Annotated in this window: 20 protein-coding genes; 13 read left to right on the plus strand and 7 right to left on the minus strand. The window is 40.3% G+C overall.

The window, feature by feature from the left end:
* Positions 1–8: 8 nt before the first annotated feature.
* Complete coding sequence (locus ABDW32_RS13085) at positions 9–1112, minus strand: nucleotidyltransferase family protein (RefSeq protein WP_343563062.1); 1104 nt, start codon at positions 1110–1112, stop codon at positions 9–11.
* A gap of 224 nt (positions 1113–1336) precedes the next feature.
* Here ABDW32_RS13085 and ABDW32_RS13090 point away from each other — a divergent pair, with 224 nt between their 5' ends.
* The 8 genes from ABDW32_RS13090 to ABDW32_RS13125 all read left to right on the plus strand — a co-directional run bounded on the left by ABDW32_RS13090 (position 1337) and on the right by ABDW32_RS13125 (position 11790).
* Positions 1337–2119 carry a polysaccharide biosynthesis/export family protein gene (locus tag ABDW32_RS13090; RefSeq protein WP_343563064.1) on the plus strand — a complete coding sequence of 261 codons (783 nt, stop codon included), beginning with the start codon at positions 1337–1339 and terminating at the stop codon, positions 2117–2119.
* Positions 2120–2127: 8 nt separating this feature from the next.
* On the plus strand, positions 2128–4530 hold the full coding sequence (locus ABDW32_RS13095; RefSeq protein WP_343563066.1) for a polysaccharide biosynthesis tyrosine autokinase: 2403 nt from the start codon (positions 2128–2130) through the stop codon (positions 4528–4530).
* 122 nt (positions 4531–4652) lie between these two features.
* A complete protein-coding gene (locus ABDW32_RS13100; protein ID WP_343563068.1) occupies positions 4653–5345 on the plus strand; it encodes an outer membrane beta-barrel protein in 693 nt (230 codons plus the stop codon).
* A 30-nt stretch (positions 5346–5375) separates the two neighbouring features.
* The gene (locus ABDW32_RS13105; protein WP_343563070.1) at positions 5376–6674 is read left to right on the plus strand and encodes an SUMF1/EgtB/PvdO family nonheme iron enzyme; all 1299 of its coding nucleotides are present in this window, start codon (positions 5376–5378) and stop codon (positions 6672–6674) included.
* Positions 6675–6701: 27 nt separating this feature from the next.
* Positions 6702–7763 carry a gliding motility protein GldN gene (gene gldN / locus ABDW32_RS13110; RefSeq protein ID WP_343563072.1) on the plus strand — a complete coding sequence of 354 codons (1062 nt, stop codon included), beginning with the start codon at positions 6702–6704 and terminating at the stop codon, positions 7761–7763.
* Between the two features lie 135 nt (positions 7764–7898).
* On the plus strand, positions 7899–8198 hold the full coding sequence (locus tag ABDW32_RS13115; protein ID WP_343563074.1) for a hypothetical protein: 300 nt from the start codon (positions 7899–7901) through the stop codon (positions 8196–8198).
* Between the two features lie 316 nt (positions 8199–8514).
* Positions 8515–9450, plus strand: a complete 936-nt coding sequence (locus ABDW32_RS13120; RefSeq protein ID WP_343563076.1) for a hypothetical protein — start codon at positions 8515–8517, stop codon at positions 9448–9450.
* A 432-nt stretch (positions 9451–9882) separates the two neighbouring features.
* Complete coding sequence (locus ABDW32_RS13125) at positions 9883–11790, plus strand: nucleoside-diphosphate sugar epimerase/dehydratase (RefSeq protein ID WP_343563078.1); 1908 nt, start codon at positions 9883–9885, stop codon at positions 11788–11790.
* Between the two features lie 150 nt (positions 11791–11940).
* On the opposite strand, the gene ABDW32_RS13130 is transcribed toward ABDW32_RS13125, so the two are convergent.
* Positions 11941–13671, minus strand: coding sequence for a glycosyl hydrolase family 28-related protein (locus tag ABDW32_RS13130; protein WP_343563080.1), 1731 nt, complete (start codon positions 13669–13671; stop codon positions 11941–11943).
* 165 nt (positions 13672–13836) lie between these two features.
* Here ABDW32_RS13130 and ABDW32_RS13135 point away from each other — a divergent pair, with 165 nt between their 5' ends.
* Complete coding sequence (locus ABDW32_RS13135; protein ID WP_343563082.1) at positions 13837–14451, plus strand: hypothetical protein; 615 nt, start codon at positions 13837–13839, stop codon at positions 14449–14451.
* 183 nt (positions 14452–14634) lie between these two features.
* Entirely contained in the window at positions 14635–15948 is a 1314-nt protein-coding gene (locus ABDW32_RS13140; protein ID WP_343563085.1) for an aminotransferase class I/II-fold pyridoxal phosphate-dependent enzyme, read from the plus strand.
* A 90-nt stretch (positions 15949–16038) separates the two neighbouring features.
* Here the strand turns inward: ABDW32_RS13140 and ABDW32_RS13145 are convergent, their stop codons facing one another.
* Complete coding sequence (locus ABDW32_RS13145; RefSeq protein ID WP_343563087.1) at positions 16039–16704, minus strand: TetR/AcrR family transcriptional regulator; 666 nt, start codon at positions 16702–16704, stop codon at positions 16039–16041.
* 493 nt (positions 16705–17197) lie between these two features.
* Here ABDW32_RS13145 and ABDW32_RS13150 point away from each other — a divergent pair, with 493 nt between their 5' ends.
* Both ABDW32_RS13150 and ABDW32_RS13155 read left to right on the plus strand, forming a co-directional pair.
* Complete coding sequence (locus tag ABDW32_RS13150) at positions 17198–17764, plus strand: hypothetical protein (protein ID WP_343563089.1); 567 nt, start codon at positions 17198–17200, stop codon at positions 17762–17764.
* Between the two features lie 451 nt (positions 17765–18215).
* Positions 18216–18611, plus strand: a complete 396-nt coding sequence (locus ABDW32_RS13155) for a hypothetical protein (RefSeq protein WP_343563091.1) — start codon at positions 18216–18218, stop codon at positions 18609–18611.
* 240 nt (positions 18612–18851) lie between these two features.
* Here ABDW32_RS13155 and gldM read toward each other — a convergent pair whose 3' ends face one another.
* Both gldM and gldL read right to left on the minus strand, forming a co-directional pair.
* Positions 18852–20387: a gliding motility protein GldM gene (gene gldM, locus ABDW32_RS13160; RefSeq protein ID WP_343563093.1), complete on the minus strand. Its 1536-nt coding sequence runs from the start codon at positions 20385–20387 to the stop codon at positions 18852–18854.
* A 30-nt stretch (positions 20388–20417) separates the two neighbouring features.
* Positions 20418–21230, minus strand: a complete 813-nt coding sequence (gene gldL / locus ABDW32_RS13165) for a gliding motility protein GldL (RefSeq protein WP_343563095.1) — start codon at positions 21228–21230, stop codon at positions 20418–20420.
* A gap of 310 nt (positions 21231–21540) precedes the next feature.
* Between gldL and ABDW32_RS13170 the strand changes: the two genes are divergently transcribed.
* Positions 21541–22644 carry an endonuclease/exonuclease/phosphatase family protein gene (locus ABDW32_RS13170; protein WP_343563097.1) on the plus strand — a complete coding sequence of 368 codons (1104 nt, stop codon included), beginning with the start codon at positions 21541–21543 and terminating at the stop codon, positions 22642–22644.
* Between the two features lie 3 nt (positions 22645–22647).
* On the opposite strand, the gene ABDW32_RS13175 is transcribed toward ABDW32_RS13170, so the two are convergent.
* Entirely contained in the window at positions 22648–23427 is a 780-nt protein-coding gene (locus ABDW32_RS13175; protein WP_343563099.1) for a DUF4249 domain-containing protein, read from the minus strand.
* 5 nt (positions 23428–23432) lie between these two features.
* Positions 23433–25754, minus strand: coding sequence for a TonB-dependent receptor (locus ABDW32_RS13180; RefSeq protein WP_343563101.1), 2322 nt, complete (start codon positions 25752–25754; stop codon positions 23433–23435).
* Positions 25755–25953 lie beyond the last annotated feature (199 nt).

A 25953-nucleotide genomic window follows, 5' to 3' on the forward strand; every position in this document is an offset into this window, starting at 1 on the left:
TTTTATTTCTAATCTCTGTCTATTCCTAGAAATTTTGAATAAAAATGCATAATCGGAAAAAAAATAGCTTCCTGTGGTGCATAGGGAAAATATCGCTTAAAATTTCTCCAAAGCCTTTTGGCGCCATCAGGATGTATAGAAATTAAATTATTTACTTTGCCATCAGCATAACGAGCATCATAATAGCCAAAATTTCCACCATGCCATATTTCCTCTAACATCCAGGTCGCGTTCGTGGACTTTGGATATTCAAATGGAATCTGGGATTTTGGTAATCCCAAATAGTCTACCAAAATTTGATGTAATAAATGTGTCCATTTTAGAATCCCCGTTTTTTGATATATTTCCTTTAATGCCTTTGGTTCAATCCTGTCACTATAATAAGCATATAATCTTGCAGAATCACAGAATTGTCTCAATCCCATTCCAAAAGTTATCAAATGTTTTAAAATGTGTGAATTGACTTGGAAGAGCTGCAGTTCAGGAGCTAAAATTCGCACTGATACATCGCCAATTATTAAGTTGCCTTGTTTGCTACGATATCGTTTTGCGGTAGAACGAAGATATCTTTGGATGAGTGGACTGCGAAGATCAAATAGTTGCTTGTGATGTTCTATAAACTGTCCTTGCCAGCTGTAATGGAGACTAAAGCTTTTTGTGTCTTGTACATCTAGTCCTTTGTCCTTAATATAGCTCCGTGCTTTAGCATAACCGTTATCCTCGAAATGCCAGTCAATATCGCCACAAATGCGATGAAGAGGATTGGTATAATATTGAGCAACACCTTGACCTTTCTGCAAAATGGGGCTTAATCCAATTTCTGAAAAAGATTTATACTGTGAAGCGATCACAGCATTCATTTGACTATTATGGCGCTCTATTTGATCTATTCGGACAGCCCATTTAAGTCTTAAGGACTGAGGTGGAATATGTTCATTGTCAAGAAATTCAAAACTTTCGTAAATTATTCCTTCTACAGTATGAGATATAGCGAAAGCATATATCTGTGACCAATCTTGTTCATCTAATGGTTTAGTGATTATAAGCTGACCCTTCCTCCACAAACCAATACGTAATAATTGAAAAAAAATCTCTTGAAGCTGTTTGTTCATTAATTTTAAAAGAATTATTTCAAAGATAAGTTTTTACGAGTAAAAATCTATAGGAGTAATAATATAAAATGTAATAAAAAATATATTGTATAATGATTTTGGGCATAAATCTTGCTTACCAGAGTCAGCTATGGCGATATGTTTAAAATTAGTATTTTTGCACAGAGTCTAAATAAAAAAATATACTTTTGTTAAGTAAATCAATTTAATAAATAAAATAACGAATGCGATTAGTTTTAAAGAACTGTTCTGTGTTAGGACTATTTATAATAGTTTTAATAATATTTAATTCTTGCGGCTCTCGTAAGAATATGGTGTATCTTCAACAAGATTCTACGCAAATAAGCAACCTCTATGAGCAATATATTCCTAGAATTCAAAAAAATGATATTTTGACTATCGTGGTTACTGCTGCTGATCCTAAGGTGACTGTTCCCTTTAATCCAGTTAGCTCTATGACGAACTCTAATATGACTCAATCGGTGGATATGGCGCTTCGCCCTACCTATACAGTCGATAATCAAGGTTATATAACCTTACCAATGTTAGGGAAAATACATGTCGAAGGATTGACCAGAATACAAGCTATTGAAAAATTAAGAATAGAATTAGGAAAATATATTAAAGATCCTGGTGTCAATATGAATTTTAATAATTTTAGGATTTCTGTTTTGGGGGAAGTGGCCAAACCGGGTTCTTTTATTTTACCTACTGAGCGTGTTACTGTATTGGAAGCTCTTGGTATGGCTGGTGATTTGACTATTCGTGGGGTTCGAAAGAATGTGTTATTAATTAGAGAGGTAGATGGAAAAAAGTCTATGCATCGTTTAGATCTAACCCAGCAAAACACGTTAAATTCCCCTTATTATTATTTGGCGCAAAATGATGTTATTTATGTTGAACCTAATAAATCGCAAATAGATAATTCTAAACTAGGTGCTAATTCAAATATCATTATTTCAATTGCTAGTCTTATAATTACAGTAATTTCAGTATTGACCCGTTAATAATTTTCATGGAACTACAACCTACACAAATCAAAGATAATAAAGAAGAAACGATTAATTTAAGGCAATTGTTTGAACAATATGCATTTTATTGGAGGTGGTTTGTATTATCAATTATACTAGCCTTGGGAATAGCTGTTGTATATTTAAGATACGCACAAAAGACTTATAGTACTACTGCGAAAATTTTATTAAAAGATGAAAGAAGCGCATCTGCAGGAGAACTCGCTGGGATTGCGGAATTGAGTAGCACAATGGGATTTGGGGGCTCGAGAATGGCTTATGTAACAGATCAAATTGAAGTGCTTTCTTCTAGAAGACTAATGCGTAAAGTTGTAGATCAACATCATTTAAACATTATCTATTCTGAAAAAGGTAATATACGCTCTCAGGAAAAGCTCGAAAGAGATATGCCATTTTTTTTAGAGCTTCTTGGAGATCAAGATTCAATAATTGCGAATTTGCAAGTTAAAGTGACTAACGAGCAGAAACTACACGTTATAAATCAAGTTTCTAAGGAAAAATTTGATTTGCCTTTTAATAAGGTATTTAAAATAGGAAAGAGTAGCATAGTATTTAAGCGAAACCAAAAAAACCCTATTAATAAGGATTCAGATTATGAGATTGCGATAATTCCTAAAAACTGGGCCGTCGATAATAATCTATTTTCCTTGGCTATAACTCCAAGTAAAGAAATGCAATCCTATATTGTGAATTTTTCGATGGTTTCTTCTTTGGGAAAAAAAGCTGAGTTAGTGTTAAATACATTGATCGATACTTATAATAGCGATCTGACCAATGATAAACTAAGAATGACAAGAGCGACATCTGATTTTATTAATAAGCGATTAATGTTGATTTCGAAGGATTTGTCAGGGGCAGACGAAGAGGCTGCAGATTTCAAATCTGCTAACTCAATGGTAGATATGGCTACTGAAGCTGGTGTATTTCTAAATAATGCGTCAGATAACGATAAGAAAGTTCTGGAATATCGTACGCAATTAAAACTTGTTGATCATATGTCTGAATATCTGAAAGGACAAGAGGTCGGCAAGCTGTTGCCATCCAATATTGGTTTGCAAGATGCTTCTATTGGGACTGCTATATCTGCATATAATAAATTGGTATTAGAACGTGATGATCTGTTGAAATCAGCTTCTGAGCAGAATCCGGCTGTAATTGCTTTAAATGAAAGTATAATCGAAAGTGATAAGAATATTCGTCAATCTCTTAAAAATTATCAAAATGTAACGCAATTAGCACTAAATAGTATTGAAAGAAAATCCAATGAAATTAGAGGGCGTATAAGTTCCATCCCTAGTCAAGAACAAGGCTTTAAAAAAATATCCAGGCAGCAGCAAATCGTTGAGTCTTTGTATTTATTGTTGTTACAAAAACGTGAGGAAAGTGAAGTTAAAGCTGCCGCCACGCCTGACAATTTGAAAATTATAGACTCAGCTTATGGTAATGGGATCCCCGTTGCTCCTCGGAAGGCATTGGTATTGTTCGGAGCATTTATAATGGGGTTATTCATTCCTTTTGCTATAATTTATTTGAAATTTTTGTTGGATAACAAGATACATTCCAGAAAAGACGTTGAGGATATCGTTAAGGTTCCAGTATTGGGAGAGATACCTACTGCGGAAGATACTATTGTCCACCTTAACGATCGATCTTCTTTGGCAGAAGCATTTCGGATTCTGCGTACCAATATGAATTTTATGTTTGGTGCGGATCTGAAGAATGCATCTAAAGTAGTATTTGTTACTTCAACGATCTCTGGTGAAGGAAAGTCGTTTGTCACTACCAATCTTGCTCAGATTTTATCTATGTCAGGTAAAAAGGTCCTATTGATCGGAGCAGATATTAGGAGTCCAAAAGTATTGGATTATTTAGGGTTGTCACATTTGCAACACACTAATGTTGGAATTACACAGTTTCTGATTAACCCAGATATGAATGTTGACAATATTATTATCAAAAAACCAGGGAACTATGATTTTGATGTAGTGTATTCAGGCTACATTGCACCCAATCCAGCAGAACTATTGATGAATGGTCATTTTGATGATGTTATAAAATACTCGCGGGGCCATTACGACTATATTTTGGTGGATACTGCTCCAGTGAGTTTGGTTACAGATACATTATTGATTGCACATAACGCGGATCTAACGTTATATGTATCCCGTGTTAATTATCTTGACAAACGTTTATTGCAAGTGCCGCGAGAACTTTATGTAGATGGCAAATTGAAAAACCTTGCCGCAGTAGTTAATGATGTAGATTTTGCTCGTGGCTATGGCTACGGCTATGGCTATGGCTATGGTTATGGAGATAAAGGAAAGAAAAAGAAAACCGGTCTTGCTAAAATGTGGCAAGATCTTAAAGATCGGTTGAACATTAAATAAAGATAAATTCCAATGTAAACAAAAAGCCCAAGCCAAACTTTCAGCTTGGGCTTTTTGTTTACAATAATTCCTCCGAAAAGTCGTTTTTTGATTAGATAAAATTTAATACTAATCAACTCACTATGAGAAAAAAACTATTATGTACATGCATGGGGATATTATGTTTCAGTATAGGGACTGTTTTAGCGCAATTTTCGCGGCCTGTGAGTATAGGGGCAGGTGCTGGGGTAACCTATAATTTAACAGATCTGGCAAATGTAAAAACAAAATTTGCTTTTTATGGAGAGGCTGACTACCTAATCAGTTCTTTTATTTCTGTTGGTTTGCATGGCGAAAAAGGTACTTTGAGTGGCAATGGATACAATAGTGAGTTCGAAAATCGCTACTTCGCCGGAAATGTAAATGGAAAAGTCCGCATAGGGCAGTTTATGGGACATACCAACAATTACAGCTATTACACTTTGCAAGCTAATACATTCTCACGGATTCTTTCCAACGTGTATGTTGGAGCTGGAGCTGGTTTAGTTAAAAACCGTATTGAGCGGCGGCTTGATGCCACTTACGCTGAAGGGATCGCTAAACAAGCTGGCGAACTAGCTGACGACCTGGGGGAGATTCATTTTGTGGTTCCTTTAAACGTAGGAGTAGATATTCCATTTGGTCGTACCCTATATGGACCGCAATGGGGTATAAACATCAACTACCAACACACTTTGACGACAAATGATAATCTCGACGGTATTAAGAATAAAAATAACGACCAATACGGATTTGTCTCTTTGGGTGTGAAATACGCTTTATTTAATCGTAAATAGGCTAATCTTTTTCTAATCTAAAATAAACACATGAAAAATATAGTTAAACAGGCCCGCAATAGCCAAGTGCTGATATTACTCGCTTTGGCCATTGCCATTGGTTTTTCTGCTTGTAAATCGAATTCCGCTATGTATAAAGCGCCCAAGGTGAATGCCTTCCGTGGCGGTAAGTTGCCCGCGCCTCCGGGAATGGTTTATATTCCCTCCGGAACAATCCTTTTTAAAGGCTCTCTGGATAGTGGCAACGTAGGAAAAAATGTGAGCGTAAGTGCTTTTTTTATTGACGAAGCTGAAGTGACCAATAAACAGTACCGCGAATTTGTCAATTGGGTAGCGGATTCTGTTGCTGTTACCGATTACCTGCAGGATGACCAGTACTTTTTGGAGATTGCGGGCGAACAAGTGGGACAACGCAGGATTAATTGGGCAAAAGTCAAGAAGGTATCTCCTTTATGGAAAAGCAATGACCCAAGTATTCAGGAGCGTCTTGCACCAATGTTGGAAATGCGCGGAAATAGACGCGCACTCAACCCGGAGGTCATTAAATATCGCTTCTCGTATTTGCAATCCAAAGGCAATATGAAAAAAGCTTATGTAACGGATTCCGTTGCTGTCATGCCAGTGGAAGATATCTGGACAAAAGATTTTCCTAATGCACAATTAGCTTCTTTGGATGCGAATTATTTTACACATCCTTCTTTTGATTACTATCCTGTTGTAGGCGTAACTTGGCGACAAGCGCGTGCATTTACCGACTGGCGCGCGAGCGAAATGGCGGCAACAGTATTGAAAAACTCTTACCTGAATGGCTATCAGTTAAGCCTGAGTTTGCCGACGGAAGCACAATGGCAATATGCCGCATCTGGTAAATTAGATCCACAGGATACGATCGCTGGCGCGCGGTACACAATTGATGGAACTGAAGGCAAAAAGAAATTGGCGGTCAACTTTAAACAGGGCGAAGGTACTTACTCGCGCGATGGGGCAACCTTCACATTACCTGTTAAATCCTATATGCCTAACGCCTTTGGTGTCTATAATATGGCCGGTAATGTTTCTGAATGGACATTGGATGCCTACAGCCCCTCAGCTGTCGTATTTGTCAATGACCTTAACCCGGCATTATTATACGACGCCGATGCAAAGGATGGCGATGCATTGAAAAGAAAAGTCGTGCGTGGCGGTTCCTGGAAAGACAACGGCGAACAGTTGAATAGCGAGACACGGAATTATTCGGTCGATTACGAACCGCATTCTTACATCGGTTTCCGTTGTGTGATGTCAGCATTTGAAATGCCAACTGTGCAAAGTAAAACACGTAAGTATTAATTCAGGCTGTAAATTATAAAATCGATAATGATGAACACGAAAACAATAATGACAGTTGCCATGATACTGGTCACTGGATCATTGTTCGCTCAGCAAGAGACAACAATAGATACGGTTCCTAGAACACAGGATACGTTAAATAATGTAATTTCAGCTATCCCAACTGCCTCAGGCGAGGTTAACCCGGATACGATTCCGACAACAGATGGATTTTATCAGGCAAATACTATGGAAGATGCGGTGCCATTTGCTTATCCTGAGGTGAACAAGAAGAATATTCGTTTCTACAAACGGGTATGGCGCGATATCGACCTAAAAGATGAAAAAAATTATATCTTGGCTATCCCGGGAAACTCCTTGATCGAAGTGGTGATGAAGGCGATTGAAAAAGGAAAGCTCTCCTTATACAGTCCTGATGATGATTCATTCAAAGGCCGTTTAAGCGCTCAGGAGGGGATGGCACGTTTTGCAGATAGCGTATTGGTGCCCATCTTTGACGGTGAGGGAAATCAGATCGACTCAAAAATGGCGCTTAACGAATTTGACCCGAGTCGGGTAACGAAATTCCGGGTGAAAGAAGATATCTTTTTTGATAAGCAACGGAGCCGGTTGGAGACCCGTATTATCGGAGTAGCCCCCTTAATGAATATTACGACTTCTGCTGAATTGGCGGAATCGGTTGGGGCAACACCTGCTTTTTGGCTCTATTTCCCACAATTACGGTATAGTTTGGTGCAGGTGGATATCTCGGATCCGGATAAGGGGCTCTATGATATGACGATGGACGACTTCTTCGTACAAAACAAATTTGCAAGTACGATTGTACGCGAATCGTCACCTGGGATGTTACAGAACGTAAAAGAATCTGAAAATGGAGCGCAATTATTGGATGGTCGAAAAGTGGAAGAGAAATTGGATGCCTATAAAAAGAAACTGTGGAGTAATCCAAAAGGGGTGAAGGCAGAGGAACTTGAAGGGAACCAGTCCCAACAAACGGAGGCCGGGCAAAAACAAACGCAGTTGGAACAGCAGGGGGAAAGTAAATCCGAAAGTTCAGAGAACAACCAGAAAACAGAGGAAAAACTATAAATTGGAGAAATAGACTATTGAAAGCGAGTTGTTTCATTTCTATTGAACAATTCGCTTTCTTCGTTTTAATTTCATGATTTATACAAAGAGCAACAGGAGAATGAAACAATTCTACCCGATAATACAAGAATTGCAATGAACTTCCGGGTATTTACACCTAAAATATTTGAAGTTGCTGGTGCGTTATTCCTAGATTTTGTTGAGCGTAATTACGAAAATCCCAAGGCAGAATTTTCATTCCTGACCTTCCAGCATCCTTCTGTCATGTTACAATGGAATAAAAAATTTCAACGTGATGGATTTGCAGGGTTAATTTATAATCGAGGTAGACCATGGAGGTCTGATACAATTATTAATAAGATGACCAAGAAAACTACTATCCCTCAGATCATGTCCAAAAAAGGGAATTGTCTAGACAATGCTATTATTTATTGAAAACTTCTTTGGGGTATTAAGGTCAAAATTGTTTATGTTAAGAAGTATATTTCAATTTTACAACTAGCAAAAGAGATTAAAGGCTATATTAAATATAATAATAACCAACGGATACGTATTAATTTAAATGGAAGAGACTGGTGGAATACCGAGCTCATTATATCAAAAAACACTGCGTAAATTAGGCCCAACTTTTTGAGGTTTGTTCACTTGGAAGGACATTTTAATTAGCTTACATATATTTCGTTAATCTTTCTGAATTATTCGTTTTTATTTACATAGATAAATAAGTATTTTTGAGGAAATTATATATATAATGATGAAATCTGTTTTTTTATTTATGACGCTTTTTTTTCTCATAGGATGTGGGAAAGATGGCGCGATTGGGCCTCAAGGCGAAACTGGTGAAAAAGGAGAAAAAGGAGAAAAAGGAATAAATGGAGCTAACGGAAGCACTATTTATAGTGGCAAAGCTGTCCCAAATACAGTTATTGGAGCGAATGGTGATTTTTATCTGAATCTTTCCAATGGTGATTTGTATGGCCCAAAATCAAGTGAAGGATGGGGCAAACCATTTAGTTTAAAAGGAGCATCTGGAGCACCTGGAGCGACCATTCTTTCCGGCGAAGTTGACCCCGCCACTAATATAGGCAAAGAGGGTGATTTTTATATTAATTTAAAAGACATGACGTTGTTTGGTCCTAAAAATAAAATGGCATGGGGGAGTCCAATAAGCTTAAAGTCTGATTCTCAAAATGGAATAAAAATATATGTTATTCGCCCTATTTTTGATAAAAATGTTAATTCGACATATGTAAGTGGTTCGGGACATGAGTCTATATATAACTTAAAGGCATCCACAAAAATGTATTCTATTCCCGAATGTAACTCATGCATTTTGGATCAAAGTTTTGCTATAAAATCGCGAGAAATTTCTAGTTTTCCTCCGTTTTTCTCTCCTGAATGGAAGTTATTTAAACAAGGTTTTGATATTGGATCACTTAAAACATCTTTAGACAATTATGTTTTAGGGTCAACTATTACATTGAAGGGCCAAGCGCCTCTAAATATAAATTCTAATTTTGATTTTAATTTTACAATTTCAGGTGCAACAAATTATAAAGTAAATCCATCTATTGACCTTGGAGATGTTTTACAAATAAGAATTAGAGCGATTCCTGGAGATAAATATGTATTTCTTTCTAAAAATATAAAAGATGTTGACAGATTTTTAAGAATCAATAGAAAATAGTACGTCTCTCTTGTATGGGAAATTAGTTGGCAAAAACTATCATTAGTGATATTTTGGAATAGCAGATCCGATATCTATATTTATTCCCACTTTAGTTATAGCTAATTGGAATATAATTGTCTTGGTATAACGTGTAATAATCAGGTCGGAGTGTATTAAGAGCAGTTAAGCTGCATATCTTGTGAATGTTTTAATATAAAAAAATCTTCCATACTTGGAAGATTTTTTATATTATAGGCAATTTTATTTTCGTGATGCAAGGATTGGTATCCCGACACTGTCTTGTTTGGAAATATGGCTGATATGTTTATCTTAGGAACGATAAATGCTGCTATACAATATGAGACATTTTTGAAATATTTAATTACGAAAAGGGATACTTTTTAATCAGATTTTGCGATTAAAGTATATAATATCTTATAGAGTTTTTTAATGAGTAATTTATGGAAAGAGGGTTTGTCCATCAACAAGCCGCGTTGGGTCATATTGCTGTTGGACATGATGATCGTTGCAATAGCTTTTTTTATCAGTTATGTGCTTATTTTCAAGCATAGGGGGGGAGTAGCGTTTGAAGACATGACGAGACAGGTACTGCTTGTTTCGGGAGTCTATCTAATATGGTTCTGTATTTTCGGCACATTTAAAGGTGTTGTCCATAAGACAGGTATCCGTGAATTGCAACGCATCGTCCTGGCGATCGGATTAGCCTATTTTTCCACGGTCCTGATCGCTAGAGTAATTGAATGGCTGTACCCATCCTATGAGGATATGCTTCCATTTTCGGATACACAGCTACTTTTTCATGCATTAATTGCCGGTTTCGGCATGACCTTCAGCAGGGTGCTGTATCGCGCATTGTACCATGAGCTGATGTGGGGTAAAGATAACCGTATTCCTGTGATTCTTTTTGGTGCCGGTAATATGGGCAATACCACCTTTCACTTTATCCATACCACTTCGCGGAATAAATATCGTATTGTAGCCATTATGGATGACAACCCGCACCGGATCGGTAATCGTATCCAGGGATTTAAAATCCATGACATTAATACACTGAACAAAGAATTTGTACAACGCCATGGAAATGCTTCCGAAATTATTATCGCCGTGGATGACCGAAAACCGGAACGATTGAACACGGTGTTTAAACTTGCAGAACCCATTCCTTTGATTGTTAAAATTATTCCGGATACAGCCCGTCTATTGGCGGGAGAGGTTGCGACAAGGCAGATCCGAAGTCTACGTATCGAAGATCTATTAGGGCGTAAAGCCATTGATCTGGATAATCCTTCCATAGCTTCCGAGATGAAAGACCAGATTGTACTGGTAACAGGAGGAGCCGGTTCTATCGGTGGCGAATTGGTGCGGCAGCTTGCGTATACCGATTTGAAACAGCTTATCGTGCTTGATCAGGCTGAATCTGCTTTATATGATATTCAACAGGAACTGAGTAACAGCAATCATTTCTCGCGTTGTACCTTTATTGTGGGGAATGTTCGGGATGAGGCTTTTATGGAAACCTTGTTCCAATTTTATAGACCGACCTATGTTTTCCATGCGGCAGCTTATAAGCATGTGCCACTAATGGAAGCCAACCCCTATGAGTCTATCCTTACAAATGTATGGGGCTCTTATAACGTGGCATTATTGGCCGATAAATACAATGTTTCCAAATTCGTGATGGTGTCCACTGATAAAGCGGTCAACCCGACGAATGTCATGGGCGCGACCAAGCGTGTGGCCGAAATTGCGGTTTCAACGGTCAATATAAGCTCAAAGACGAATTTTATTGTGACCCGCTTTGGCAATGTATTGGGCTCCAATGGGTCGGTGATCCCCTTATTTGAAAAGCAGATGCTCAAGGGAGGACCGTTAACCATTACAGATCCAAATATAACCCGATATTTTATGACGATACCCGAGGCCTGTCAATTGGTGCAGGAGGCGGCTGTCATGGGAAAAGGCGGGGAAATCTTTGTCTTTGACATGGGAGAACCTGTTAAGATTATGGATCTGGCCAAGCAAATGATCCGGCTCAAAGGCTATAATTATCCAGAAGATATTGATATTAAAATTGTAGGTCTCCGTCCCGGTGAAAAAATCTATGAGGAGCTGTTGGCTAATGGGGAGAATACCGAAAAGACCTATCATGAAAAGATTATGATTGCGAGGGTAAATACCCCGGATTTGGAATTGCAGAAAGCGCGTGTAGAGCAATTATGCGCACTCGCAAAGACTGCTGATCCAAATGCAGATAAAATGCGCTTGGTCCAGTTGATTAAGGATATCGTGCCCGAATATCGCTCCCAGAATTCTGTTTTTGAAACTTTGGACAGTTAAATATTATAAATATACATCAACATCAAAGCCGGTCCAATTTCGGAACAGCTTTGATTTTGTTACCATACATTCAGTAGACTGCTCTGATCGGAAAATGATGAAGAGAATGGGTACCAGTCTATCGTTAATATGATTTATATTTTTACTTGTTTAAGTTGCTCGATATGTAATTTTCACACGAAAAGAGCCATTAGATGTTTCTGATGTTGATGGGATCACCTTAATAGTATTAACAAGATCAGTATAAATTCTACTTCCCCCGTTAATATCGGGAATTTGTGCTGCTCCATAGATTTTAGGGATGGAACCGACATCATAATTGGAAAGAGCTGAACCGTTATCGCCAGAGCTACCAATATATAATTTGGCGCCATCCACATTTCCTTGGACGTCAATCAAATCCACTGAAATTATACTACCACCTAATTCAAGAATATGCTGATCTATCCAAGCTCGGATGCTCAAGCCCGTATTTGCAAAGATCAAAGGACTAATGTATTCTCTATTGTCATAAGAGGATAAACATCCTTTTTTGTCGCGAACAAAAAAACCAAAATAATTTCTGCCGCCGACTAGCCTCTTATAGTGGTTATAGGTAGAACTTGCATATTTTCCTGTAAATTTATATAATGGAATATCTGCTTCACGCCCACCGATATTATTATCACCAAAGCTACAGTCATACATAAAAGGAATCGCGTTTTCTTGGTTGATATATTCGGTATTGAAGTCAAGTACACTAGACCATCTGCAAGAGAAAGAATTATTGGAAAATTTTATACCACGGTTTCTTCCCAGTTGTAAAATAGCTTTTTCTTTAAATTGGTCTACAGTATAGGTTCCCCCATTGACGCCTTTAGCAAAACCCGTGGCAATAAAATTGTTGGATACGCTTCCAGGGCCAACAAAGAAACGGACACCGATAGCAAGAGGTCGAAGACAGTTTTCTATATAATTATTGTCTATTTCAAGCCCGTTGACTCCGCCGTCATTTGGATCAAACTGACCTATTCCTGAAGGATCGAAGTCTCCTGAACCGATATAGATTCCTTTTAGTGAAGTTTCTATGATATTGTGCTTTACGGCGACATTTTGTGAGTTACCTATACAGATTGCTCCTCCGCTGCTTCCTCCAGTTATTGTATTGCCATTGCAAATTAGTCCATTAATATTATTCATGCCATAGACTCCCCAAGTATTTGTCCCCGATGAATTGATCCAGTTGTTGGAAATATTGATTCTCCAAGAATAAAAAAGTTTTATGGCGATGCCGCCAACGCTGGAAATATAGGAATTTAAAATTTTAACATTTGGGCAGTTTCTAACGTATATTGCATCGTTTCCATCATTAGAGATGCGAAGTTCTTGGATCGTAATTCGCATAATTCTATCTAGAGCAAAATTCTCACTTCCAATAATAATCGTGGTATCTACTCCATTGCCCATAATGCATTGCTTACTAGGTTGGCCATCGCCCTTTAAAGTCTGACCAGTTAGTGGGTATATCGTGCTTACCCTATAAGCAGTTTGGGGTGTCGGAAACAATATTGACGTTGCCTTGGTATTTATTGCCCGCTGTATAGCGTCTGTATCATCCGTATTTCCGTCTCCTTTAGCCCCGAAATATCTCACATCCAAGGATGGAGGTAGTGCATACTGTAGCTTTATATCTCCCACAACGATGACATTTCCACCATTATCATTGTCCGACGAGTTGGTCAGGTAGTAATTTACAGCATTGGGAATATCACCTTTTGTATAATACCCTAATAGCTTAACGCCCTGATATGTCGGGAATGTTCCCTTGAGGGAATCGATTTCACTTGCAGACATGTTTCGTAAATCTGCAATACTGTTTTTAATTAAAAATTGATTTTCCATATTTTTTTGTTTTTAAATATCTACATCAAAAGTATGGGAGAAGATCCCTTTTAATAAAGGAAAACAGTGCTAAGTTAGCGGTAAAAAGAAAGTACCGAAAACTGACTTTTCAAATTTTAGAAAATTTATTTTTATCTTAGATTATCCACAATAAATGAGTCGGTTATGATAAGGATTTTCTTCTTGTTCATTTGTGTTTTGGCTATTGATTTAAAAGCACAGGAAAAATTCGATCCCGTCGCGTGGGAGCCACCCTATAATCTTAGTCTTGATGGCTGGCGAATAGAGCGCTTTCCGATACCCATAGACTTTGCTCCCCAAATTCCGTATAAAGGCGTGGAGGACGTTCGCTTTACAACAGGATGGAGTGAACATGAGAACGGTGAATATTGGTCGTATGCTTTTTTGTGGTATATCGAGGGGCAGCAAAGGCTTGATGCGAACACAATTGAAAATAACCTCTCTATGTACTTCGATGGACTTGTCAATCGGAACATCGAAAAGCGTGCTCTACCAAAGGAACTGATAAAGAAAACCAGAGCACAATTCAAAAAATTATCTAAATCGGAAGGAGAGGATGAATCTACCTTTGTCGGTACAATACAAATGGTAGATTACATGGGGAAAAAGCCAATAGTCCTGTATGCGAAAGTTCATTTAAGAAAGTGTACCGGAACAGACCATACAATTATTTTTCATCAGTTTTCATCAAAGGATCGAACGGCCCCTGTTTGGACAAAGCTAAATAGATTATGGACTAGCTTTCATTGTGCCGAATAAACCCGTGCAAGGCTAAGATCAAACTGTCTCTTCTTAAAATAGCTCAAAGCTATTCATGATCTGATATTTTTCTTTTTTTGAATTGACAAATTTTGTGCTTAAAGCGAAAGATTTAAGATCAAAAAAAGGGAAAGATGGCCAATTTTAGCAGGAAAGCCATAACTTTAATAAAAAACCAAAGGCATGAACCACGATAATTTTATGAAAGCTGTTGATCAGAGTATTTCTGAGGGGGTCAAAAGAGGCATACTCCATTTAACGCAACAAGGCCAACTAACAACCGACAATCTCATTCGTATTAATAACGCAGAATTAGTGAATTTTACCTCTTGTAGCTATCTTGGACTGGAGCATGATATCCGTTTAAAACATGCTGCAATAGCTGCCGTAGAAAAATATGGTGTGCAATTTTCAGAATCAAGGGCATATGTTTCCATCGATTTATACCGCGAACTGGAAGAGTTGATGAGCAAAATTTTTGAAGCTCCTACGATTGTAGCTCCAACGACCACGCTCGCGCATTTGTCCGCCATACCGGTGATTTTGGATTCTGGAGATGCCGTGATCGCTGATCAGCAACTCCACAATTCGGTCCTGAGTGGCATCAATGTATTCCGGGCAAATTGGCCAGTTCACTTTGAAGTCCTTCGTCATAATCGTTTGGATTTATTGAAGGAACGTATCGAAATACTCCAGAAAAGCCATAACAGGGTTTGGTATTTTGCTGATGGTATTTACTCCATGTTCGGAGATCGCTGTCCCGCCGATGAGATTTTTAATATGTTGGCAGCCTATCCTTCATTCCATACGTATATAGACGATGCACATAGTATGAGTATATTGGGAAAAAATGGAAGAGGATACATCCTCAGCAACCATACGATACACGAAAGGATGATCGTTGCTTCATCAATGGCCAAAGCTTTTGCGACAGGGGGCGGAATTTTGGTTTTTCCGAATCAGGAAATAGCGCGACAGGTGCGTGCCTGTGGTGCACCATTCAACTCCTCCGGACCGCTCCAACCTGCTACCTTGGGTGCCGCAGTAGCTTCTGCAAAGATTCATCTAACGGACGAAATCGCTGTGCTTCAAACCGAATTAGCGAATAGAATAAAATATGCCAATTCCTTATTTAAAGAAACTTCATTGCCCTTAATATCGAATTTTGATTCGGGTATATTCTTCGTCGGTACATCAAGAGCTGAGCTGGCTTATAGTATTATGGAAAAAATGATCAAGCGTGGATTTTTGCTGAACATCGGGGTATTTCCCGCTGTATCCCAAAATCATTCCGGAATAAGATTTACAATAACTGTACTTCAGTCCTATGATCAGATTGAGAAGATGGTCAAGACACTCAACGAAGTATTTTTTGAAACGTTGAAGGAGCACAACCATTCGGTAGATCAGATCTATCGTGCCTTTAAGGTCGTTGCCCGTTTGGAGGATCGTCCAGCAGGGGAATTCATTATCGAAGATACTGCTGAAAATGAGTAGAATTCAAGAGATTTTCGGAAACTTGGAATTATTGGGGGCATAGATATCTTAGATTTATGCCTATATTGACTGCTGTAATTAAAAATCTGCTTATTTGGCGGGTTCCTCCACGGAGTTATAAGCCCAGCCCAAAATATTCTTAATGGAATCTTTTATCCTATTTAACCCTTCTGGAGTGGAGATATCAATCTCACAGACGGTGCTTTTTGTATGTACCGAATGAAGAACGAGATAGTAAATACCGGCAACGAGAATTGTGACGACTGCCCGCAGGTCAAGATCCTTACCTTGAAGTTCCTTGTCCGCAAAAGCGAAAAACAGTGCGCTCATCTTTTCCCGTTCCTGAGAAATCTCCGACATAAGGACCGACTCTTCGCAGATCTGCCAGGCTAATATCTTTTGCATTTCGGTATTGGTCAGAAAATCTTCAAATTGATTTAGTAATAACGATTCCAAAAAACCTCTTGATCCCACCTCGGGCGCATTCCCAAAAAATTCGACGGCGTTCACAGTTGCAGAAAGCCAATAGTCTTTGCCTCTGATGTATGTTTCTACCAGGTTGTCCAATGTGCCAAAGTATAAACCAATAAGCTTACGGTCAACACCTGCCTTTTTTGAAATATTAGCGATGGTTAGTCCAGGGTAACCTTTTTCTTTGAGAACTTCACCAACGGCAGCAATTAGCTTGCCCATGGTCCGCTCTTTATTATTTTTTTCGCCCTGATATTGCTTTCTCAACTGTTGTTTATTGGTCATAATACTGTTTGAAACAGAAAGATTTGCATATTGATATCAAATATATAAAAAAATCAACTTAGCTTACATTTAATTAGCTAAAGTTTGTAAATTATTTAAGTATTTGGTTAGAAAAACTCTTAGACATCAAAGGCGTTAAATTGATTGCTCATTCCTTTTGAATGAACAAATAAATCTGCTTATCGAAATTATATCGGACTTAGATACAGTTGGAATCGACGGAGCTTACTAATGCTTTTTTGCCAGCAATAATAAACCAGCAATAATAAACGTGTTCCATGTGCTAAAATATTTACGGATCATTGTGGATTTTGCCGAAGCTAACAAAATATTGGCGGCAAGTGTATAGATCATTTGCATTTCAAGCCGAACAGGCGTTCTCTTAAAGATGTTTCTGCTTTTTTCGTTTATCAGCTAACTATCCAAAGACTTCATTAACATTTGGATGGATATATTTTCTTTTCCTATATTTGCGCAACTTATTAATTATGAAATGAAAAGAATTATTTTAATTATTAGCCTATTGACATTCGCCCTGCAAGGGTTCAGCCAGCAAAATCTTGACCATATCGACGAACCTGAATATATAGGGGAGGCTGTATATGTAAAAAACGATGGAATATCTCTTCCGCTTGAAAAGCAAAGTGTGCAAATCAAAAGTAAAGCGAATGCTTCCATGTACATTATCGGTATAGGTAAAGTCAAATCTAAAATGGTCATCAAAGGTGCAACTTCTCCGGTAGTAGTTCCCTCGAATGAACCTGTGACTTTTATCGTTAAGAGTTTTGATAATAAGTCTGATCCACTTTCGATTGTGAGCGTTGTTAAGTTTGAAACCACTAAAAAAGAACGTAAATTTCAGATAGCTGAGGTCGGGACATTTTCAGGGGGATCAACCGGTAACGAAGATTTCGTCGCCTACCAAGCAAAAAAATTTAAAGACAGTTCCTATAAATTGAACATAAACAGTATGGAGCACGGTGAATACGGGATTCTTGTGTCTAACCCTAATGCATTAAACAATAGCAACACAATAATAGCTTGTTTTTCTGTTCAATAAATGATGAATTTCTCGGTAATAAAAAAGGGATGCAGTTTGCTTCCCTTTTTTTATGGATAGATTTTACGCCAAAAATTAACTCAGCAAAATTACTTAAGCCCTTCATTGGTTTGTTAATGCTTCTCAGCGATCGGGGGTACACTCTGTGGCATCTGGGCATCTTTTTCAGTAGGCGACCTGCTCAATGGGGCGTTAACAGCATTGATGGGTACACTTGTTAGCTTCTTGCTGAGTAGAGCCCTGAACAGGATATGCAAGCGAAAGTGAACGCTGGGCATCTACTTTAGGTGCCCTTTTTGAAGGAAAATTGGTATTTATACGTTGGATATGTATTTATACTTTTTATAGCTTGCTGGATACGGGTCTTATCTGCGCTATGTTGGAATGGCATAAAGTTTGGATTTTGACTCTTGATTTTAATAAAATTTAGATTAACATATACACACAAACTATGAGAAAATTTATTCAAACATTGGGTTTAGGCATGCTTATTTTGGCAACCGTAATTGGTTTTACTTCATGTAGCAAAGATGATGATCCTGCAGACAACAATCTTTTTATCGGTAAATACGAAGGGAAAATCGCATTTAACGACCTAAAAGATGACAGTAAGGATGTACCTTCTGCTGACGGTACGGTTACCGTAACGAAAACAGGCAATACTTATAACTTTGCTTTTGGCAATAGTATTCCCAATCTTAATGGCGTTGACTTCGAAGAGAAAGACAATGTCTTGATTAATATTGGCTCGGCCGGTACAGGCGTGATCCGCATTGATGCGGGTAAATTAACCATCGGTTATACCAAAGATGACAAGATCTGGACAGCCGACTGTCAACGTAAATAACAGTAGCATTTAGTATATTCTTTTGAGCCATTCCCATTAAGGAATGGCTTTTTCTTTTTCTTCTCGCTTTAATGCACATGTTTTTATCGATGTCGAGGCATCTTTAGTACGATATCATCTAAAACGCATTTCGGCGGGGAGGGTAATGAATAATCTTGTCGATAGGAGCGATTTTTGGCAAAAAAAGGCCTGCGCTAATCAAAGTGCAGGCCGAATGTATATATAGTAGGGGTGATTTTTCTAATTTGCTGTTAACGCGACAGCATTCAGCTGTCTTGCTGTTCCATCCGGCCCTACGGCAACGATATTGTCGAAAATAACCCGGGTGCCCGGAACGATGCCATTTAAGGCCGATGACATGCTGGAGCTCAGCTGTCCGCCCGAAGTGGACAGCACGATGGCGTCGGCACGTGGCTTGGCCAAAATCATTGTAAACTTGGTCACCTTGAAAGAGGCGTCAAAGTCAAAATTGTCCAGTTTGGCAAATAAAGCATTCTGTGCCTTTAGCGCTACAGTGGCCATGGATCCGCCGGTTTTGCCGGCAAATTTGGCAATTGGATCAGGGATTCTTTTGACACGGAATTCGGTCGAACTCAAGGTCTGTGTTTTGCCCGGTGCGACTTCGGCCGAGACGGAAATTCGGGCTGTACCTGGTGAACTGACACGCACATTATATTTTCCGCCACCGGCACTGGATATGCTTCCACCGCTCATGCTCACCCTGATTTTATCCGTAGGCGTTCCCGGAGCAGAAACGGAGATGGGATTGTTGACTCCGATATACAGTACATTCATCTTATCTGGCGAGACCACCGCCGAAGGCCGTGCGACCTGGTAGGTCTGCTGTGGCGTCCGGTATTCCTTAAAGGTGCCGTCTGTCTGTTTGACCCGGATCACGCCGGTCCAGCTAAAAATACCCTCCCGACTGGTCGGTACGCTATATACCCCTTTGCCATCTACGATTTGTAGCGCGGAGCCGTTGACCGAAATGGCTGGCTGGGATTTTGAATCGGATGCCGTTAAAAAGACTTCAGCTTTGTAGGGCTGCCCCTGTACCAGGTAGGAGGTAGGTGCAACAGCTACCGCGGCAAATTTGTCCAGATTGACGACCGCCTGATCCATTTTGCCCAGGATAATCTTGACAACATCAGACTCGGCATTTTGTGCATCGGTCTGGATCTTCGTCAGAATGGTCATCGCTGCGGTCAATGGAGTGCCGCTGCCGAAATTGATTTCCTCCCAGGTCTTTTTCCCGTTCACCGATTTCTCCGGATTTTTAGCTTCCAATGAAAAAGATACTAGTTTCTGCTCTTCGGGAGTCAGTAATGCCAATAGTTTGCTACGGGTGTCATTGATTTTGTCTTTCAGCAGCGTTCCTTTTTTGGCATTGATCATCAAGTTGGGGGAGATGTCTTCATTTTCCCGTTTAACGAGATCTCCCTTCTCCTCGTCATAGCCGCCGCCCTGTTTGACGAATTCTTCTTTCAGGGATACAATATATTTATCCAGTTCGCCAATAATGGCCTGTGCCTTTTTCGCCTTATCGTAGATTGGTTTGGCACGTGCCGGCTCTTCTTTTAATTTGGTGTTTTCAAATGCTGTGAACAGCTGTTGTACAGCTGTATTGACGTTTGATTTGGATGTCTCGAGACTATTGTTGATATTTTTGAATGCGTCCAGGATGGAATCCGGTACATTGAGTGCCAATAAAGCCAGCAGTACCAGATAGAGGATGCCGATCATCCGCTGTCTTGGCGTTTCTCTTCCTAATGCCATTTTCTCTGTTTTAAGTAATACAAGGGTAAATTATACACGTGGCTGATTCATGGCACTCAGCATATTGCCGTAAATGGCATTTAATGCATTTAGATTTTTCGCCAGTTTGCCCACTTCTTCTTTAAATGCTTTGGAGTCATCCAGTGATTCGTTGAAGTTTTGCATGGTATAGCTTAAGTTCTCGTAAAACTTATTCATGGACTGCAGGTGAGATGCCGAGTCGCGCAGTTCGCGCTCATACATGGCATTGAGCTGACCGAGGTTGCTCGTTAGGTTTTTCACCTGATCGTGGTAGTTTGCCGTATCACCGGAGGTGTTGGACATGGCCACGAGATTTTCCGACGCTTTTTCAAAAGCAAGGCTTAAGTGATCAAATTTTGAGGTGGCTGTACGGAGTTTGTGTGTAAATTCATCGGTTGCCAGTGACACATCGGAGAGTTTATTGATGGCGGATACTTTTTCACTGAAATCGCGTAGCCCACGGCCCAGGCTTTCGATACTTGCCGGTTCGATATGGGCGTCGGCAAACATTTTGTCAAGCGCTGCTGTTGCGGAAGGGCCTGCAGGCTGTGCCACAACTGCTTTGCCCCGAACAGGCAATTCGCCATTAAAATTATCGTCCAGTTCAGGATATACCCGTGTCCAGTCGGGTTCAGGTGCCGGGGGATTGAAACCCATCAGAAAGAAAAGCAGCGCCTCTACACCAAGCCCGATCCCGATCATATAGTTGGCTGTGCTGCCGCCGATATGGAGGATCTTGAACAGTACCCCGATGATGACGATACTTGCTCCCCAGGATATGGCCACATTCAGCCATCTTGAATTGTCTTTTTTCTTGCTCATAGTTTTTGTATGTATGTTTTTGGTTTAATTTTTCTTGGATAGTTTTATTTTTTGTTTGGTTTCATCTATATAAAACGAATTTGTCTGTTTAATAGTATATCATAGCAATGATTATATAGCGTTTTAGCGCTGCTTGTGCAATAGTCCAGCCTGTTTCAAAAAATATACTAAAGGTTACTGTTCATTTAAGCTCCCCTTCCTTCATATGGCCGTTATTTTAGGTAGAATAAGCGTTTATCAAAATAAATTAAACGTTCTTCCGCCTTGCTGGTTATAGCTTATAATAATTCGCTATAGAACCTGCGAAAGAATGCAATATCTTTGGGGTAATTTTGGAATGAATATGCAAACCTTTTTTCTTGTTTTCTCGGGCTTATTGATCATCATAAGCGTATTGCCCTTTTTCAGGAGTCAGCACTGGATTTTTCGTGTGGCCGAATTTATCAAGTTGCAGCTGCTGGTTTTTCAGGTGCCTGCTCTGGCTTGGGGATTTTATCTACTTGATGGATCGCCCTGGATCTGGGGAATACAGATCGCACAAGCGCTATTGATCGCCTATCATATATTTATCCTGGTGCGTTACACGAAATTTTGGCGCAAGGAAAAATACGAAAAGGGTAAAGATGCCTCGGAAAGCATTAAAGTTATCTCCTGCAATGTATTGCAGTTTAATGAGGAGCACCAGCGTTTCATCGAGCTGATCCGAAAGGAAAAACCGCAGATTTTTCTGACCATGGAGAGTGATGCCCTATGGGAAAAAGCCTTGCGGGTACTGGAACCGGAGTATCCGAATGTGGTAAAGGTGACGTTGGATAATACCTATGGTATGCATTTCTATACCAAGCTCAAAGTCAATCGAAGCCAGATCCACTATTTTGTGGCGGATGATATTCCAAGTATCGAAGCCGAATTGGAAACAGCAGATGGGCACCGTTTTATCTTTTTTGCTGTGCATCCGCCGCCGCCTAGTCCGACGGAGGAAGAGAATTCCAAAGAACGTGATGGCGACCTGCTCAGTGTGGCAAAACGGGTTCGCGATTATAAAATGCCGGTCGTGGTTACCGGTGACTTTAATAATGTGGCCTGGGCAAGATCTTCTATCCTGTTTAAAAAAACCAGCAAGCTGATTGACGCTAGGATAGGACGCGGGATTTTATCTACTTTCAACGCAAATTATTGGTTTTTCCGGGTGCCTTTGGACTTGCTGTTCCATAGCCCCAATGTGTTTATCGACAAACTGTTTATCTATCCTTCGGTAGGGTCGGACCATTTCCCAATGGGCTGTACGTTTTTTATTGACCGTTACTCAGAAGAGCAGGCCGAAGATATCGAACATCTTGACCCGGGTGAACTAGCGGAAGTGGACGAACTTATCAGCGAAGGCCGCCAGGAGGAAAGTGATAACCGTAGCTAGCGATTATTTTCCGATCTGTAATTTATACTCTTTTGATGGGGCTACCGAGAAATAACCCAGCGCATTGTTGGATATATTGGATCTGGGATTGCCGGGTGCATTACTCATCGTATTGCTTTGATATTCGTTCCAGTATTGATAGGTTTTCTGATCCACACAATAGCGGCGAACGCTGACATGATCTCCGGGGGACAGATCTGTTTCGAGATCAGTGATGTAATGTGTCACCTTCAGCCCGTCATTGAACTGGTCAGACTGTGCACTGGCAAAACGAAACGGTCCGCCATTGATAGCTAATAGATAGATGTAATAGTTGGAAACGCGGGCAGGATCTTTAAAGGTCAGCGTTGCAAAAAAGTAGCTTTTCCCGGCAATACTTTTTTGGGAAATAGCTGTGCTGTCAACAGCAACATAAGACGGCATCTGACAGCTCGCTAAATATTGGACCTTATTTACATTGACCGATAAGGTATAGACTCGGCCTGCGGTAGGCATAAAATTACGGTGGATATAGTAGCCGTCTTTTTCATATTGAAAGGAATAGCTCCAATTTTGGTTGTCTCTGACGATTACTGTTGCCCCTTTGATGCCCGAAGTATTGACCGCATCGTCAAATCCCACGGAATGTGAGATACGTATGCGCTGAACGGGACTGGCATCCGTTAGCTGGGCGTCGATGACTACGCGGGCTGCAGCTTGATGGAGATCAAGATCTATTTTTTCCTCACAGGACGATATCAGCAGCAATAGACTGGATAAGATGAAAGGTAGTCTGGCATTCATAAGAATTAAAATTTAAAGTTCCAGGTGACCGATGGAATAATTCCGAAGAGCACAATCTTATAGGCTTCTGTCTGGTTTGGATTGGCCTTGTTTTCGCGGAAGTCAATGCTATAGGCATTTTTACGGTTATAGACATTATATATTCCGATTGTCCAGCTGGAATGAAAGCGTTTATTCTTCTTTGGGTCATAGGTCGCGGATAAATCCAAACGATGATAGTCAGGCATTCGATAGCCATTCCGTTCTGTATAGTAAAACATGGATTTGCCATTGATGAGATATTTCCCGCTCGGGAAGGTAACGGCATTTCCGGTATTGAAGACAAATGTTCCGCTGACTGTCCAACTGTTTGAAAGGGAATAATTCGCCACGATAGCGAGATCATGTGTACGATCCTGGCGTGCATTGAACCAGTTTCCGTTATTGATGCCATTAAATTGACGCCGGCTTTTGGATAGGGTATAGCTAATCCAGCCCTTAAGACGTCCACTGTTTTTGCGCAGGTAGGCTTCCAGGCCATAGGCTCTGCCTACCCCAAAAACCAGCTCCCCTTCAAAGTAAGCATTTGCCTGCAAACTGGCGCCATTGCGTACATCAATCTGATTGCCCAGACGTTTATAATAGGCCTCGACCGAGAAGTCATATTGCCTGGCTGAAAAGCTACGAAAGTAACCTACAACAGCCTGGTCCACACGTTGTGGCTTGATAAGGAGACTACTGAGTACATACTGGTCCGTCGGCAGGCTAGCACTGCTATTGCTCAGTTGATGCAGGTTCTGGGTGATGCGGTTGTACGAAACTTTTAAGCTGCTGTGTTCATCCAGTAGCAGACTGGCGGACAGGCGTGGTTCTAGATTGATGTAATGTTTGGCAATCCGGCTGTTATCGCGTTTTTCGGAAACGGGCTTCCCATTTTTGTCAAATTGATAAAAGCTGCGCTTGCCCAGCACCATAAAATCATGGACATGGATGCCATACTGTATGGACAGATCAGCTGTAGGTTTCCATTCATGGGAAATATAACCGCCGAGATCAACTCCGCGTTGGCTTTCAACGGCTGTCGGGTTGACGGACTGATTTTTTCCGGCAGAAAGATTGGCTGGCCGGATGGACTGGCCCAATACGCCTACACCGAGCCGAAGGGTATGATTGGCATTGGCATGGTAGGAAAAATCCTGTTTGGCCTGTAGGTTCCGGATATTGGAGGCGACCTGAAAATCGATCTGTTCACTAGAGACACCGGCCGCATAATTGAACCCGCTGTAAACAAGGGAACTACTGCTGGACATTTTATCATTAAACCGGTGGCTCAGTCGTGCCGTGGCCGTGGTATTGCCCCAGGCAACGTTAAAAAGATCACCGTACTTTAATTTGTCCTTGCCCCGATAGCCCGATAGGTACAATGTGCTTTTCTTGCCCAGGTTGAAACTGAGTTTGGCATTGAGATCATAAAAATACAGCCTATTTTGATCCATGTCTTTACTTTTCGCCAGTTTTAAAAAGGAATCCGCATAGGAACGCCGTGCGCTGAATAGAAAAGAGCTTTTATCTTGTTCAATCGGTCCCTCCAGTTTTAGCCGTGAAGCAATGCCCCCCAACCCACCTTCGCCGGAAAACTGCTTTTTGTTGCCATCCAATAGGGAGATGTCCAATACAGAAGAAATCCGTCCGGCAAATTGCGCGGGTATTCCACCCTTGTAGAGCTGCACATCCTTGATCGCATCCGAATTAAAGGTCGAAAAAAATCCCAGCAGATGCGTGGGGTTATAGACCGTAGCCTGGTCGAGTAGAACTAAGTTTTGTCCGCCATCCCCGCCACGCACATGAAAGGTGCTTGAACCTTCTCCGCCGCCTTGTACCCCCGGTAAAAGCTGTATGGTTTTGAGTATATCTTTTTCGCCAAATAATACGGGCAGATGCTGAATGTCCTTCATATTGAGCTGGTTGCTGCTCATCTGCGGGGCATCGATGCTTTGACCTTGCTCTTTGGCCGAGACTGTCACTTCGGCGATGCGCTTGGGTATGAGCTTTAGTTCAAAATTCCGTTCAAGGGATTCGCGCAGCTCAATGGGGACGGTCTGCTGTTGATAACCCAGGTAACTAACCTGAAGGTCGTATATCCCCTTGGGTAGCGGTAGGCGGTAATGTCCATAGCTGTCTGAGCTGGTGGCGATGCTGTCTTTGACTGTACGAATAACTGCTCCGTGAAGTGGCTTTCCAGTGGTAGCGTCACGAATAGTGCCGCTTAGTACAGCTTCCTGTGCGGAAACAATAAAAGGGGATAAGGCCAGGGGAACGGAAAGAAAATAGGAGATGATTGGGTGCATTTGAAGCTTTTACCTGATTGATTTTGTATACAATAAAAATAGAATGACGTATTAACCCTTTATTAATATTTGTTTTGATAGTTTAGGTGAAGATTACTGCATAATGTCTCATTCTTTTGTTCGGTTTAGTTTATGTATGTAACGCTTTTGGTACATGGAATATTGTTCTAAACCGCTTATTTAAGCAATGGGTTTACCT

The organism is Sphingobacterium sp. (assembly GCF_039596235.1).
Taxonomy (GTDB): domain Bacteria; phylum Bacteroidota; class Bacteroidia; order Sphingobacteriales; family Sphingobacteriaceae; genus Sphingobacterium.